The organism is Bacillus sp. FSL R7-0166, assembly GCF_038008935.1.
Lineage (GTDB): Bacteria > Bacillota > Bacilli > Bacillales > Bacillaceae > Bacillus > Bacillus altitudinis.
In genome coordinates this window covers 3,144,584-3,160,241 of record NZ_JBBPAC010000001.1, presented here as the reverse complement: position 1 = coordinate 3,160,241, position 15,658 = coordinate 3,144,584, and the positions used below count along the sequence as shown (strand labels likewise).

Genomic DNA, 15,658 nt, shown 5'->3' with positions numbered 1-15,658 from the left:
GGAGGGTTTTTGTGATTACAAAAGCCATATTTGCACTTGTTTTTCCTTTCTTGCTCGTTATTTTATTTTCAAAGGTTACTTATAATCATTACGTTGGCATTGCATTAACAGCAGCGCTTTTATTTGCTTCGTATATGAAAGGCTATACAGAAACCTACTTTATCGTAGGATTAGATATTATTTCTTTAGTGGCCGGGGCATTGTTTATGGCCAAGAAAGAAGTCGAAAAAAGAGAGAAGGCTGAAAAACATCATTGATGTGATCCCTCTTGATGAAAAGAAAATGTTTTTGATACAGGAGCTGTGCTTACGATTTCTAGTGAGTGCAGCTTTCTTTTTTGTGGTTTTTCTGCTGATCGAATATCTCACTCCAAAATGTTCCATACTGAAAGGAAGGTTTCTTTAGAGGGTTATGAGCCACGGCAGAGAGGGTATGGTTGTATTGGAAATAAAAATCAAGTCAGACACGAACTTTAGTTCGTATTTTTGTGTTCTTTTATGATAATATATTCATTAGATAGATTTCGTAACGAAATGGAGGCTTTGATGTGAGTGACCGCTTTGAATTAGTTTCTAACTATCAGCCCCAAGGGGATCAGCCAAAAGCCATTGAAAAGCTTGTGGAGGGCATCCATCAGGGGAAACAGCATCAAACGCTGTTAGGTGCTACAGGTACGGGAAAGACCTTTACTGTATCCAACCTGATCAAAGAAGTGAACAAACCAACCCTTGTCATTGCGCATAACAAGACACTTGCCGGACAATTATACAGCGAGTTTAAGGAATTCTTTCCGAATAATGCTGTCGAATATTTTGTGAGTTATTATGATTATTACCAGCCTGAGGCGTATGTGCCTCAAACTGATACATTTATTGAAAAGGATGCCAGCATTAATGATGAGATCGATAAGCTAAGGCACTCCGCCACATCCTCATTATTTGAGCGGAGAGATGTCATCATCATTGCCAGTGTGTCCTGTATTTATGGCTTAGGTTCTCCTGAAGAATACAGAGAGCTTGTGCTGTCTTTACGAACTGAAATGGAAATTGAACGAAATCAGCTGCTGCGTAAGCTTGTGGATATTCAGTATTCTCGTAATGATATAGATTTTCAGCGCGGAACCTTCAGAGTTCGAGGAGACGTCGTTGAAATTTTTCCTGCTTCACGAGATGAGCATTGTATCAGAGTGGAGTTTTTCGGTGATGAAATTGAACGTATTCGTGAAGTAGATGCTCTCACTGGAGAAATTCTCGGTGATCGTGACCACGTTGCTATTTTCCCAGCATCTCACTTCGTCACAAGAGAAGAAAAGATGGAAAAAGCGATTATTAATATTGAAAAAGAGCTTGAGGAACAGTTGGAAAAGCTTCGTGAAAACGGAAAATTGCTTGAAGCACAGCGTCTTGAGCAGCGGACAAGGTATGACCTTGAGATGATGAGAGAGATGGGCTTTTGTTCAGGGATTGAGAACTACTCAAGACATCTCACCTTACGTCCGCCTGGTTCTACACCTTACACATTGCTTGATTATTTCCCGGATGATTTTATGATTGTTGTCGATGAGTCACACGTGACCATCCCGCAAATTCGCGCCATGTACAATGGGGACCAGGCAAGAAAACAAGTGCTTGTTGATCATGGATTCCGTCTGCCGTCAGCACTTGATAATAGACCACTCACATTTGATGAGTTTGAAAAGCACATTAACCATATTGTGCATGTATCCGCAACACCTGGCCCATACGAGCTTGAGAAAACGCCAGAGGTTGTGGAACAAATTATTCGTCCAACCGGTTTGCTTGATCCAATCATTGAAGTCCGCCCGATTGAAGGACAAATCGATGACTTAATTGGGGAAATTCATGCAAGGGTTGAGAAAAATGAGCGTGTGCTTGTGACGACTTTAACGAAGAAAATGTCTGAGGATCTGACAGATTATCTGAAAGAAATCGGAATCAAGGTCAATTATCTGCACTCAGAAATTAAGACACTAGAGCGGATTGAGATTATTCGTGATTTACGTCTCGGAAAATATGATGTGCTTGTTGGGATCAACCTTCTTCGAGAAGGTTTGGATATTCCAGAGGTGTCGCTCGTGACGATTTTAGATGCGGATAAAGAAGGCTTTTTACGTTCAGAAAGATCCCTCATCCAGACGATTGGCCGTGCTGCAAGGAATGCAGAAGGCCGGGTTATTATGTATGCAGACAATATGACGAAATCAATGGACATTGCCATACAAGAAACAAAGCGGAGACGTGAGCAGCAAGAAGCGTATAATGAGAAATTTGGTATCACTCCGCAAACGATCCATAAGAAGATTCGAGATGTGATCAAGGCAACAAAAGTACATGAGGATTCGGAAGAATACGAAACAAAAGCAGCACCAAAGTTGTCAAAAATGAGCAAAAAAGAACGAGAAAAAGTGATCGAAAACGTCGAGATGGAAATGAAAGATGCAGCAAAAGAGCTTGATTTTGAAAAAGCAGCAGAATTAAGAGATCTATTGCTAGAGCTAAAAGCGGAAGGATGAATGCCTGATGGCTATGGAACGAATAGAGGTGAAAGGGGCAAGAGCCCACAACCTTAAAAATATTGATGTCAATATCCCGCGCGATCAGCTAGTGGTCATTACGGGTTTATCTGGTTCGGGAAAATCGTCGCTTGCCTTCGATACCATTTATGCAGAAGGTCAGCGTAGGTATGTTGAATCACTGTCAGCCTATGCACGTCAATTTCTCGGTCAAATGGACAAACCAGATGTAGATGCGATTGAAGGGCTTTCTCCAGCGATTAGTATTGACCAGAAAACGACAAGCAGGAACCCTCGATCAACCGTTGGGACTGTTACAGAAATTTATGATTACTTGCGTCTATTATATGCTCGAGTCGGAAAACCGATTTGTCCTATTCATGGGATCGAAATTACATCACAGACGATTGAGCAAATGACAGACCGCATTTTAGAGTATCCAGAACGAACGAAACTACAAGTGCTTGCTCCGGTCGTATCTGGACGTAAGGGAACTCACGTGAAAGTACTTGATCAAATTCGGAAGCAGGGCTACGTTCGAGTCAGAGTTGATGGCGAGATGGAGGACCTGTCAGAAGAGATCGAGCTTGAAAAGAATAAAAAGCATTCCATTGAAGTGGTGATTGATCGAATTGTCGTGAAAGAAGGCGTGGCGGCACGGTTGTCTGATTCTCTTGAAACGGCACTCCGACTTGGTGAAGGTCGTGTGATGATTGATGTGATTGGACAAGAGGAGCTGTTATTTAGTGAGCATCATGCTTGTCCGCACTGCGGATTCTCTATTGGGGAACTTGAGCCAAGAATGTTCTCGTTTAATAGCCCTTTCGGTGCCTGCCCAAGCTGTGATGGGCTTGGTTCTAAACTAGAAGTAGATCCAGAGCTTGTGATTCCGAATAAGGATTTGACTTTACGTCAGCATGCCATTGCCCCATGGGAGCCTCAAAGCTCACAATATTACCCGCAGCTTCTTGAGGCCGTATGTACACACTATGGAATTGACATGGATATTCCAGTAAAAGATATCCCGACGCATTTATTTGATAAAATTTTATATGGCAGCGGCTCTGAGCTGATTTATTTTAAATATGAAAATGATTTTGGCCAGGTCCGTGAAAATGAAATCGAGTTTGAAGGTGTGCTTCGTAACATTGAACGGCGTTACAAGGAAACGAGCTCCGATTATATTCGGGAGCAAATGGAAAAATATATGGCCAATCAGCCATGCCCGACCTGTAAAGGATATCGCCTGAAAAAAGAAACGCTTGCGGTTCTCATCAATGGCAAACATATTGGAGAAATGACCGATTTGTCTGTATCTGATGCCCTTGATTTCTATGAGAAAATTGAGTTGTCTGAGAAAGATTTGCAGATTGCCCAGCTCATTTTACGTGAAATCAAAGAGCGCTTATCCTTCTTAAATAATGTCGGATTAGATTATCTGACATTAAGCCGGTCTGCTGGCACATTATCAGGCGGGGAGGCGCAGCGGATTCGTTTGGCGACACAAATCGGATCAAGACTGACAGGCGTTCTTTATATTTTAGATGAACCATCGATTGGTCTGCATCAACGGGATAATGACCGGTTGATTGGGACATTGAAAAACATGCGTGATATCGGAAACACACTGATTGTCGTAGAACATGATGAAGATACGATGCTTGCCGCTGATTATCTCATTGATATTGGTCCAGGAGCAGGGGTTCATGGAGGAGAAGTGATTTCAGCTGGAACGCCAGAAGAAGTCATGAAGGACCCAAAATCGTTGACTGGACAATATTTATCTGGTGAGAAATTCATCCCGCTTCCGATTGAGAGACGAAAGCCTGACGGCCGCTTCATTGAAATTAAAGGGGCAAAAGAAAACAATCTTAAAAACGTGAATGCGAAATTTCCTTTAGGTGTCTTTACCGCTGTGACGGGTGTGTCAGGATCAGGGAAAAGTACACTTGTGAATGAAATTTTATTGAAATCCCTTGCCCAAAAACTGCACAGAGCAAAAGCGAAGCCAGGACAGCACAAAGAAATCAAAGGAATGGATCACTTAGACAAAGTCATTGATATTGATCAATCTCCAATTGGCCGTACACCAAGATCCAATCCTGCTACGTATACAGGTGTATTTGATGACGTGCGGGATGTTTTTGCGCAAACCAATGAAGCGAAGGTACGAGGCTATAAAAAGGGGCGATTCAGCTTTAACGTGAAAGGTGGACGCTGCGAAGCGTGTCGTGGAGATGGCATTATTAAAATTGAAATGCACTTTTTACCTGATGTATATGTGCCTTGTGAAGTGTGTCACGGGAAACGTTATAACCGCGAGACGCTAGAGGTCACGTATAAAGGGAAAAATATTTCCGATGTGCTTGAAATGACGGTAGAGGACGCACTTCAATTTTTCGAGAATATCCCGAAAATTAAGCGGAAGCTGCAAACGATCTTTGATGTTGGATTAGGATACATTACACTTGGGCAGCCTGCCACGACATTGTCTGGTGGAGAGGCGCAGCGTGTGAAATTGGCATCTGAGCTTCACCGCCGTTCAAACGGAAGATCCTTGTATATTTTAGACGAACCGACAACCGGTCTTCATGTGGATGATATTGCTAGGTTGTTAAAAGTGCTCCAACGCTTGGTCGAAAACGGGGATACGGTATTGGTCATTGAGCACAACCTTGATATTATTAAGGCAGCCGATTACCTTGTTGATCTAGGACCAGAAGGCGGTGCTGGTGGAGGAACGATTATTGCTTCAGGAACACCTGAACACATTGCTAAAGAAGAAGCTTCTTACACCGGTCGATACCTAAAACCGATTTTAGAGCGTGACCGTGAGCGAATGAAACAGTTAGTCAAAGAAACAGAAAGTGTGACATCCTCATAAAGAAAAACCCCTCGGAAAAGAGGGGTTTTCCTTTTATTGCACATCTTCCTTTGGCATTAAGTTACTGAGGTGCGTTAAATCCTTTAAAATATGAGTGCTGCTACTATCGAGCAGTACTTTTAAATAACGGATATCACCATACTTCGGATGAGACGGATGAATGGCCTCTAGCTCCTTGATCATATCGCTGTTCATGCTTTTCTGTTTCTGTATAAGGTCTAAAAGCGTTTGTGCCGTGTGGTTAGCATTATGATGATCTGTCAAAATAATTACCCCCTATAATGATAATCACCATCTTTTCAACATATTTTAAAGGGTAATCCATAAAGAATCTACACTTAGGTGCAAAAAGAAATAATTTGTGTCTAAGGTCATATGTAAATCGAATGAGTTTGAAACTTTTTATACGCCATAAACGTATGAGTTAGAAAGGAATTTTCATCATGAAGGAGCGAATATATATGAACAGAGATCAGTCGATCATTGCATCTATTTGTTATTTTAGTGTATTTTTCATGCCGTTTATTGTGCCGATCGTGGCATATTTTGTAGTGGATCAAAAGGAAACGAAACGGCATTCGCTGCGTGCATTGTGGTCACATGTTTTGCCAGTCGCAGCGTGTGTGCTGCTGGTTTTTGGAGCTATCCCCTTTTTATTGACGACACAGGCAAGCGACTCACTCGTTCCAGTGTTCACCGTACTTATCTTGTCCTTTTTAGTCGCCATTGGCTTTTTGATCTCTGTCATTTGGAATATCATTCAAGGTATTAAAGTGCTTCAATCCATTAAATCGTAGGAGGGCTTTGTATGAATGAAAAAGAACGCATTTTAAAATTAGTAGAAGACGGGACATTATCTGCAAAAGAAGCGATTACGCTGCTTGAAAAACTAGAAGAAAATCAGTCCATTTCACTAGAAAAATCAACGGCTGATCATACCTTTCATGAAGAAAAAGCTGGCACAGAGAATAAAGGAACTGGTACTGAAAACCTCGGTGCAAAGCTGTTTGGATGGTTAGATTCGGCGGTGAAAAAGGTCAAAGATGTCGATCTTGATTTGAACTTTGGACAGTCCGTCGACGTTGAACACATTTTTCAATTCAAAGACGCTGCACTGTCCCATTTAGATATACAATTGGCAAACGGCAGTCTCAATTTGATGCCTTGGGATGATGGGGATGTTCGGGCAGAGTGTCATGCGAAAATTTACCGTGCAGAGGATGGAGAGCAGGCCAGACAGCAATTTCTTCAACATCTGGATTGCGGGCTTGAAGGGGACAAATTTTTTATCCGAACTGAAAAGAAGACCATGAAGGTCAATGTCACCCTGTATGTACCTCGTATCCAATACGATAAGATCAAAGTCAAACTGTTTAATGGACCGATTCGCGGGGAAAAGCTAAAGACAAAAGAACTGGCTGCAAAAACAACAAATGGCGTCGTCTCTTTTGCCTCTTTACAAGCAGAAAAAGTCGGAATTGAAACAGCAAATGGACAAATCAAACTGGCTGATCACGAGTGTGGTATGATTGAAGTAGAAACCATTAATGGGCTCATTGACCTGCGTGGGAAAAGTGAATCAATTGATGCACAGAGCTTCAATGGGAACATTGCTGTTCAGCTGTCAGATGAGAAATGCCGTTCGATCTATGCAAAAACGACAACAGGCAGTGTGGACGTTCAGATTCCGCGTGCTTGTGCAGTGACTGCGGAGCTGAAAAGCAATCTCGGATCGATCTCTCATGAACTGCTTGATGCAAATATGATTAAAGAGAAAAATGAAACACTGCAAAAAGAGAAAATGATCAAAGCCAATCAACAGGCGGAGCACAATATATCCATTTTTGCAGAAACAAAAACAGGCTCAATCCAAGTAAAGCACCAATCAGACAAGGAGTGATTCTACATGAAGAAGCTTTATCGTTCAGCGACAGATAAAAAAATAGCGGGTGTTGTTGGTGGACTTGCTGAATACTTAAGTGTCGATGCATCCCTGCTTCGTATTTTAACGGTGATCATCGGATTTATGACAGCATTTATGCCGATATTCTTGATCTACTTCATCTGGTATTTTGTTGTTCCGGAAGAAGGCACTAACTAAATGCTTAGATGGATCGTTAGTATTTTCGTCAATGCATTACTTTTAATCGTCATTGCTGGATATTTTGATTCAGGCATTCTGCCAGGCCTTGGTAGTGTGTATATTGAAGGTTTTGGCGCAGCGATTGTAGCAAGTATTATTTTGTCCTTGCTCAATATTTTAGTGAAGCCGTTTTTGATCATTTTAACGCTGCCAGTGACAGTACTTTCACTAGGATTGTTCCTCTTTGTCATTAATGCCATCACACTGATGATGACCTCAAGCTTTATGGGAGATAGTTTTAACATTGATGGGTTTGGAACGGCCATTTGGATGGCTGTCATTTTATCCATTTTCCATCTGCTCATACAGAAAGGAATCGTGGAACCGTTAGCGAAAAAAAGCTAACGGTTTTTTTGTGTGAATTTATATCGTTTCCTCGTTCCATCTGTCATAAAAACCGTCTTCAGGAGACACAATATCCGAAGGGAGGCGGTGCACGATGGTGAATGTGAGCAGACAAATCATTCTTTTGCTTTTTTTGAGCATTCTTTTTTGTTTCAGTCAGCCTGCTTCAGCAGGATCTTTGACACAAACACAAGTGAACATACGAAATAAGCCCTTTTCACCTTTTATCTTTGATCAATTTCAAGTAGATGTCCGTCCGGTTCAAGGAAAAAAACGTGATCTTCAATTTAGGGCATCTATTAGTCAGTCAGAGCAAATTTTGTCTGCAAACTTGTACTATAAACAGAGTGATGAACTAGGATATCGATTGATCCCAATGGAACGATTACCGGGGATGAAACCAGAATTCACAGCGAAAATCCCGACAGATCAGTTGTGGAATCCAACAGTTCATTACTATACAGAATTCCTGACGCAGAAGTCTGTCATCAAAACAACCGAACAAGCAGTTCACTTAAACGGATTTGAAGAGGATCTCTCACAAATTCCTGAGCTATTGATGACAGAAATCGTCGTGAATTCAAAAAACCGCAAAGGCAAGGATGCTTTTGAATTCATCGAGGTGTATAACACAACACATGCACCCATTTCACTTCGACATTACCAGCTTCGCTATCGCAATCCAGCGCAAGGCGTGGAGATGGATGATATATATTCATTTCACACAAGTCCTATCACCATTTCTCCTGGAAAGCCGTACGTATTTTGGCTTAGAAAAAAAGGGCAGGAGCATTTAACGGTAGCGGACTTTAATGCGATGTACAAAAGCCATTTAAAAGAGGGCGAGCAACTATCGGTCATTGAGAGTAAAGGATTGTCCAATTCTAAATCCCGCCTTGTTTCTATCACAACAAATATAGGAGAAGAGGTATCGTCGGCATCCTATCGTTTAAGGCCTTCATTGTTTAGCGAGCACAGATCGTTACTGTTCAAGTATCCAATGGATGGTACGACACAAATGAAGCTGATCTCGAAAGTGGAGGAAGAGCCAACACCCGGAAAAGTGTTAAAAGCACAAATTCCAACTGAAAAAAAAGAAATATCACAAGATGTTCATAAACCTGTGATCGAAGATATGACAGACAATCAACCGATAAAACCAACTGAAGGCATTGAAATGAGGGCAGATGTGCAGGATGATCAGTCCGTCAAAACGGTCAAATTGCGATATCGAACCAATCGTCATGAAGATTTTAAAGAGGTGCTGCTTCAAAAGGATCATAATGATCGGCTGTTTCACTATATTATTTATTCACCTGAGCTCATCGGTAAAGATCGATTGGAATATCAGATTGAAGCGTCTGACGGCGAAAATCAAGCAATGACAATGAAAAAAACAATTGATGTGGAACAAGTAAGCAAAGCTCACGGCCTTCGATTGAATGTAGAAGAAGGAGATACGGTTTCTGGCGTATTTCACTTAAAAGCAACAGCAGATCAGAAAAAAAGCATACAATTAATGATAGATGGAAAACCGATTCGACAAGTATTCCCTGCACTTGAAGCAGATCCATATCTTGCATTTGATGTCAAAGGGACAAATTTATATTTTAAGAATGGTGTGTCTATAGGTAAGCACTTACTTTCCATTTTTGATGATTCGACAAAAGTGTATCGCACCTATACGATACCAATACCAGAAAAACACTTAGAAAAGGCAGGTCCACAAACGATATCATTCCATGCTGGGACGAAGTCATCGCCGTTTGACCGATTTCCTGGAGAAAATCACGATGATTTTGAATTGAAAAATGTCCAGATGATTTTATCGAATGGAACTCAAATTCTGCCTCTAAATGCGAGCCAGCATGAGGAATGGAAAATGGGCGACGGTGGCAGCGCTAAGAAGGTGAGAGCATTTCAGTTTCAAATCCCGAAGCAAGCATATGCATCAAGCTATATTCAGTGGGATACAAGAAGGCTGAAAGAAGGAGTACATGTTGTTCAGGCTAAAACCGCAGACGAATCTCAATCTGTACGTGTGAAAGTCGATAACACGGGTCCGAAAATCAAGAGTAATATACAGGCAAATGACCAATATAAAGGCGTCTTTACGTTAAAGGCAAAGGTAACGGATCGTTGGAGTGACATAGCGGAGATGAAGGCATATTTAGATGGAAAACCGATCTCTTTGCCTTATCAAACGTCCTCTAGCGAATTAGAACCTGGGGAGCACACATTGAAGATAAAAGCAAAAGATGCCGCTGGAAACAAATCAACTTTGAAAAAGGTTTTTAAGACGGTACATGAACACCCTGAAACGCCAGAGAGAGTGTCAGATAGGACAAAAAAGGAATCATCTAAGCAAACAGTGCTAACCAATGATCCTACTAATGATCAGTTAGATTACTCCTTTTACCGTGCCTATCAATATACATCGCTGCATCCGTCCATGAAGATTTTCAAATATGCAGCGGAAACAGAGCCGCCAAAACATTTAAATGAAACAGGGGAAATGATTTTTTCTGATCGAGAAAGAAATCGCATTGCATTTGCTGATGGTAAATCAGTGGAAACGAAAGATCTACAGCATTTTCCTTATCATCGCTTTCAAATCAAGGTTCATCACGATGTACGTGAAAAGGATGTTGTCGAGGCTGTATGGAAAGGAAGCTCATTATCAGGGAGAAAGGTAACGATGTACGCTTGGAATCATCAGCAAGAAAAGTGGGATAAAATCACTCATCACTTTGCCAAGGATGAAAAGGAATTTTACCTAAAAGGGCTGCTGTCAGTCAGACAGTATATGAAAAATCAAACGTTTGATTTGCTTGTACAAGATGAGATCAGTCAGACGTTAAAGCCTTATAAGATGGTGTGGATGTCTGATACTCAATATTATGCCAGAAGTTATCCTCATATCTTCAAAAAAATGGTCGAGTGGATCAGAGATCAAAGGGACCCATTAAATATTCAATATGTGTTCCATACAGGTGATATTGTGGATGATTCAAAGGATAAGCAATGGAATCGTGCCGATACATTTATGCGTGTGTTAGATCAGCATCAGATTCCTTACGGTGTATTAGCTGGTAATCATGATGTCAGACACAAAGACGGCCATTATAGGGAATATGGGAGATACTTTGGAGCGAAACGCTTTGAAGACAAGCCATATTACGGTGAATCTTATCAAAACAATCGAGGTCATTATGATCTTATCTCTGCTGGTGGCAATGATTATATGATGGTGTATATGGGCTGGGGGATCAAGCAAAATGAGATTGACTGGTTAAATCGAGTCATTTCTGAACATCCAGATCGCATTGTCATTTTAAATTTCCATGAGTATTTGTTAGTGAGCGGCAATCGAAGCCCAATTGGAGATTTGATCTTCCATCAAGTGGTAAAGCGTCACCCGAATATTGTCGCAGTATTTAGCGGTCACTACCACGGAGCCAGTCGAAAAGTAGATGAGATTGACGATGATCATGATGGAAAAGTGGACAGAAAAGTATATCAAATCCTTGCAGATTACCAGTCAGGTCCTGAAGGCGGTCAAGGTTTTATGCGGCTGATCACTGCGGATCAAGAAAAAAATAAACTTCATTTCACCACATATTCACCCTACTTGAATCAAGAACATTTCTATGATCCAAAAACGTATGGAGATCAAGATGAATTTTCAATTGATGTCGATTTAACACCAAAAATGAAATCCGTCAAAACCAATTATTTTGAATTGAATGTCTACACAAACGTTCTTCTTGGAGAAGTCAAAGGTGTGAAAAGTGGTAAAAAAGCAAGCTTTGAATGGAAAGGGTTAAAGCCAAATCAAGAATATTATTGGTACACTGTCGCAAAAGACCGTTTCGAAGGGAAAGCGATTTCGCCTATATGGAAAATTCATACAAAAAATGATGATCAATCAACATTTCTTAGGAAATAAAAAAACTGTGCTTTCAGGAGCACAGTTTTATCTTTCCATTGTGTGAGTGAGTTTGTATCGATCCCCTCTATAAATGGACATGACATACTCGAATGGAAGGTCATTTTGAAAATAAGTTGTTCTTACAATGGAGAGGACAGGGTCCCCTAATGAAATAGACAGCAGGTCAGCTTCTTCCTTTGAAGCAACATTGGCTTCAAGCTCCTGCTTGGCATGGGCAATGGTTAGACCTGTGTTCGTTTCTATATATTCATATAAAGATCCAGTTAAATGGTCCTTTGTGAGCTCGCCAGCAAATTTTTCAGGTATATAACTCGTTTCAATAGCCATTGGTTCATCGTTTGCAAGGCGGATTCGTTTTAATTCATAGACATCTTCACTGTTCGACAGCTGTAATGATTGCAGCAAGTGCTCTGGGCATGCGACTTTTTTGAAATCAATCAACTGACTTGAAGCTTTGAACCCACGTTGACGCATATCTTCTGTAAAGCTTGTTAAGCCCTGAAGCGGTTGTTCAAACTTCTTTCGGCTAACAAATGTTCCTTTTCCTTTTTGCCGGTATAAATATCCTTCGTTCACAAGGTTCGATAAGGCTTGTCTGACAGTCATTCGGCTAATACCAAAGCGTTCGGCATATTCTCTTTCAGAAGGAATGAGTGTATCAGGTGCTAACGTTCCATCCTCAATCTGCTTTTTCAAGTTCTCCATAATCTGATGGTACATGGGGATAGGTGACTGCTTATCAATAAACATGTGAAAATCCTCTCGTGTTTAGCGTAGTGAACCAGCTTCTCGATCAATAAAAATCGTCACATCTTCATGAAGTTTCAGAGCAGATGCAGGGAAGTCTGGGTGAATCTCTGTTCGTTCTAAATATTGTATCACGTCCGCTTTTGATTTTCCTGATGCGAGAAGGAGAATTTTTTTACTTGAAAGAATGCTTGCAATTCCCATTGTAATGGCATGTGTAGGCACCTCATCAATAGAAGAAAAGTATCTTGCATTGGCGTGGCGAGTGTGTTCATCTAATTGAACGACATGCGTCTTTGAGTCAAAGGGAGTACCAGGTTCATTAAACCCGATATGTCCATTTTGTCCGATACCAAGTAGCTGAAGATCAATGCCCCCTAAATCTTCAATGAGCTGATCATACCTTAAGCACTCTTCTTCCAAGTGAGAAGCAGCACCATTGGGAAGGAAATATTGATCTGACGGGAGATCAATATGGTCGAATAAATGACGCTTCATGTAAGTCATATAACTATTTTCATGATTTGGATCAATTCCCACGTACTCATCCAGATTCACTGTTCTTGCTTGTTTGAAAGACAATTGTTCTGTTTGATGCAACTGAATTAACTCTTTATAAGTGTCAATTGGTGTACCGCCAGTTGCCAGACCGAGAACCGCATCTGTTTTTGATTCAATGGTACGTGCAATGAAAGCAGCTGCTGCTTTTCCTAATTGATCTTTATCTGCAAATTCGATGATGTTCATCAGTGTGTGGCCTCCTTTTTTTCATAAACGATTTGTCCATGGCAGATCGTCATCATGAGTTCGCCAGCTTCATCCCAAATGACCAAGTCTGCCAGTTTTCCAACTTCGATCGAACCGAGCTGATGATCGATCCCGAGCTGAGTGGCTGCATTTGTTGAGGTCATTTGAGCAATTTCTGTCCATCCGCATTGTGTGATCTGTCTCATACGTTTGACCCCATCTTTCATTTGTAAAATCGATCCTGCAAGTGTTCCATCTGCCAGCAATGCTTTTTCACCGCTGACTGTCACTGTCTGCCCACCAAATTCGTAGGTTCCCTCTCCAAGTCCTTTTGCACGCATTGAGTCTGTAATCATGATCAAACGTTCACTTCCCTTTGCCAAATACGCAAGCTTTACGGAAAGAGGATGTGAATGAATGCCATCTGTAATCAGCTCAGTCAAAAGCTTTTCGTTTGTAAGCGCAGCCCCTGCAACATTGGGCTCACGATGCTGAAATGAACTCATCGCATTATAAAGATGCGTGACATGACGCGCACCGTGCTTTGCTGCTAGTTCAATCATGTCATGAGGAGCATTTGTATGTCCAATAGAAGGAATGATATTTTTTTCTTTTAGTAAGGAAAGAAATGCAAAATCATCATCTTCCTCAGGTGCAAAAGTGACAATTCGAATCAGCTGATCAGATGCACTCAGCCATTTCTCAAAAAGAGGAAGGTTAGCCTGCGTAATCCATTGAGCAGGCTGCGCACCAGCTTTATCTTTAGAAATAAAAGGACCTTCTAGATGAATGCCTAAACATTGTGCCTGACTTCCAGCCTGCTTTTCATTATAGGGTCTCCACTGTGCGACATTTTTAAGTGCTTGCTCAATCTCTTGATGATTTTGTGTAATGGTTGTTGCTAAAAAGCTTGTCGTTCCTTCTGCGGGTAAGTGATCAGCAAGTGTATTCATGGCTTCTGGTGTCGCATCCATCATATCTGCACCATATCCCCCATGAATGTGAATATCAATCATTCCGGGGAGTAAATAAAAGTTTTCCCGGGAAATATATACTTTTTCATAATTTCCTGTCGGTGGTGATGTTGAAATATAGTCGATCTTGCCATCGCGTAAACCGACAAAACCGTTTTCAATGATTTCTGTCTTTGTCACAATATGAATATTGGAGAGCAATAAAGAACTGCTCATGATTGTGCCCCCTTATTCTCGTCGTTAGATTCAGTTTACCTTTTTTAAGTATAGTTGTCTATACCAGTGAATGTGTTGAAACAGGATCAGGATAAAATACTGTTTTGGGTTCATCATTGAAAGTGATAAAATAGAGCTGTATTTCTGAAACGCCTGTGATAAAAGGAGGAAGAAGCGTGCCGAAAGTTCGTACGAAGGACATAATGGAACAATTTCATCTTGAACTGGTAAGTGGGGAAGAAGGGATTAATCGTCCCATTACAATCAGTGATCTTTCCAGACCAGGTATTGAAATGGCTGGATATTTTACATATTACCCAAAAGAAAGAGTTCAACTTTTAGGGAAGACAGAGCTTTCTTTTTTTGAACAGCTCCCAGAACGCGAACGAAAGCAGAGAATGATGTCTCTTTGTACAGATATTACCCCTGCCATCATTTTGTCACGAGATCGTGAAGTACCAAAGGAATTGATCGAAGCTTCAAATGAAAATGGAGTGCCGGTTTTACGCTCAAGCTTAAAAACGACAAGACTTTCGAGTCGATTAACGAACTTCTTAGAAAGCAAGCTTGCACCAACGACTGCGATTCATGGCGTACTCGTAGATGTATATGGTGTAGGTGTACTGTTAATTGGAAAAAGTGGCGTAGGAAAAAGTGAAACGGCTTTAGAATTGGTGAAGAGAGGACACAGGCTGGTTGCAGACGATTGCGTGGAAATCAGGCAAGAGGATCAGGATACGTTAGTTGGAAGCGCACCAGAGCTGATTGAGCACCTTCTAGAAATCCGTGGATTAGGCATTATTAATGTGATGACCTTATTTGGAGCGGGCGCTGTCAGAAGCTATAAGAGAATTACGATTGTTATGAACCTTGAGCTTTGGGAACAAGGCAAACAGTATGACCGTTTAGGACTTGAGGAAGAAAAAATGCGGATCATCGATACAGATGTACCAAAGCTGACCATCCCTGTACGTCCGGGACGAAATTTAGCGGTCATCATCGAGGTAGCTGCTATGAACTTCAGATTGAAACGAATGGGACATAATGCAGCGGAACAATTTACAAGTAAACTTGCCGATGTCATTGAAGACAATGGCCAGGATGAATAGGAGCTGTC

13 protein-coding genes are annotated in these 15,658 nt (G+C 41.2%); 9 read left to right on the top strand and 4 right to left on the bottom strand.

The window, feature by feature from the left end:
- Positions 1 to 11 precede the first annotated feature (11 nt).
- From NST01_RS16490 to uvrA, 3 genes are all read left to right on the top strand, one after another.
- Positions 12 to 257 carry a CsbA family protein gene (locus NST01_RS16490; RefSeq protein WP_008348197.1) on the top strand — a complete coding sequence of 82 codons (246 nt, stop codon included), beginning with the start codon at positions 12 to 14 and terminating at the stop codon, positions 255 to 257.
- Positions 258 to 547: 290 nt separating this feature from the next.
- Positions 548 to 2,533 (top strand): excinuclease ABC subunit UvrB, encoded by a 1,986-nt coding sequence (uvrB, locus tag NST01_RS16485; RefSeq protein ID WP_341042197.1) that lies wholly within the window; start codon positions 548 to 550, stop codon positions 2,531 to 2,533.
- Between the two features lie 7 nt (positions 2,534 to 2,540).
- A complete protein-coding gene (gene uvrA, locus NST01_RS16480; protein ID WP_008348190.1) occupies positions 2,541 to 5,417 on the top strand; it encodes an excinuclease ABC subunit UvrA in 2,877 nt (958 codons plus the stop codon).
- A 33-nt stretch (positions 5,418 to 5,450) separates the two neighbouring features.
- Here the strand turns inward: uvrA and NST01_RS16475 are convergent, their stop codons facing one another.
- Positions 5,451 to 5,681 carry a hypothetical protein gene (locus NST01_RS16475; protein ID WP_008348188.1) on the bottom strand — a complete coding sequence of 77 codons (231 nt, stop codon included), beginning with the start codon at positions 5,679 to 5,681 and terminating at the stop codon, positions 5,451 to 5,453.
- Between the two features lie 197 nt (positions 5,682 to 5,878).
- Between NST01_RS16475 and NST01_RS16470 the strand changes: the two genes are divergently transcribed.
- The 5 genes from NST01_RS16470 to NST01_RS16450 all read left to right on the top strand — a co-directional run bounded on the left by NST01_RS16470 (position 5,879) and on the right by NST01_RS16450 (position 11,854).
- Positions 5,879 to 6,214 carry a hypothetical protein gene (locus NST01_RS16470; RefSeq protein WP_008348186.1) on the top strand — a complete coding sequence of 112 codons (336 nt, stop codon included), beginning with the start codon at positions 5,879 to 5,881 and terminating at the stop codon, positions 6,212 to 6,214.
- 11 nt (positions 6,215 to 6,225) lie between these two features.
- The gene (locus tag NST01_RS16465; RefSeq protein ID WP_007500040.1) at positions 6,226 to 7,317 is read left to right on the top strand and encodes a DUF4097 family beta strand repeat-containing protein; all 1,092 of its coding nucleotides are present in this window, start codon (positions 6,226 to 6,228) and stop codon (positions 7,315 to 7,317) included.
- Positions 7,318 to 7,323: 6 nt separating this feature from the next.
- On the top strand, positions 7,324 to 7,518 hold the full coding sequence (locus NST01_RS16460) for a PspC domain-containing protein (RefSeq protein WP_008348183.1): 195 nt from the start codon (positions 7,324 to 7,326) through the stop codon (positions 7,516 to 7,518).
- On the top strand, positions 7,519 to 7,905 hold the full coding sequence (locus NST01_RS16455; RefSeq protein ID WP_007500042.1) for a phage holin family protein: 387 nt from the start codon (positions 7,519 to 7,521) through the stop codon (positions 7,903 to 7,905).
- A 94-nt stretch (positions 7,906 to 7,999) separates the two neighbouring features.
- On the top strand, positions 8,000 to 11,854 hold the full coding sequence (locus NST01_RS16450) for a metallophosphoesterase (protein ID WP_341042194.1): 3,855 nt from the start codon (positions 8,000 to 8,002) through the stop codon (positions 11,852 to 11,854).
- 27 nt (positions 11,855 to 11,881) lie between these two features.
- Here the strand turns inward: NST01_RS16450 and NST01_RS16445 are convergent, their stop codons facing one another.
- The 3 genes from NST01_RS16445 to nagA are packed head-to-tail and all read right to left on the bottom strand — an operon-like array spanning position 11,882 to position 14,541.
- Entirely contained in the window at positions 11,882 to 12,607 is a 726-nt protein-coding gene (locus NST01_RS16445; protein WP_081114529.1) for a GntR family transcriptional regulator, read from the bottom strand.
- An 18-nt stretch (positions 12,608 to 12,625) separates the two neighbouring features.
- The gene (gene nagB, locus NST01_RS16440) at positions 12,626 to 13,351 is read right to left on the bottom strand and encodes a glucosamine-6-phosphate deaminase (protein ID WP_081114530.1); all 726 of its coding nucleotides are present in this window, start codon (positions 13,349 to 13,351) and stop codon (positions 12,626 to 12,628) included.
- Complete coding sequence (gene nagA, locus NST01_RS16435; RefSeq protein ID WP_060781458.1) at positions 13,351 to 14,541, bottom strand: N-acetylglucosamine-6-phosphate deacetylase; 1,191 nt, start codon at positions 14,539 to 14,541, stop codon at positions 13,351 to 13,353. The genes nagB and nagA overlap by 1 nt, the downstream gene beginning before the upstream one ends.
- A 176-nt stretch (positions 14,542 to 14,717) precedes the next feature.
- Here nagA and hprK point away from each other — a divergent pair, with 176 nt between their 5' ends.
- Positions 14,718 to 15,650, top strand: coding sequence for an HPr(Ser) kinase/phosphatase (gene hprK / locus NST01_RS16430; RefSeq protein ID WP_003212943.1), 933 nt, complete (start codon positions 14,718 to 14,720; stop codon positions 15,648 to 15,650).
- Positions 15,651 to 15,658 lie beyond the last annotated feature (8 nt).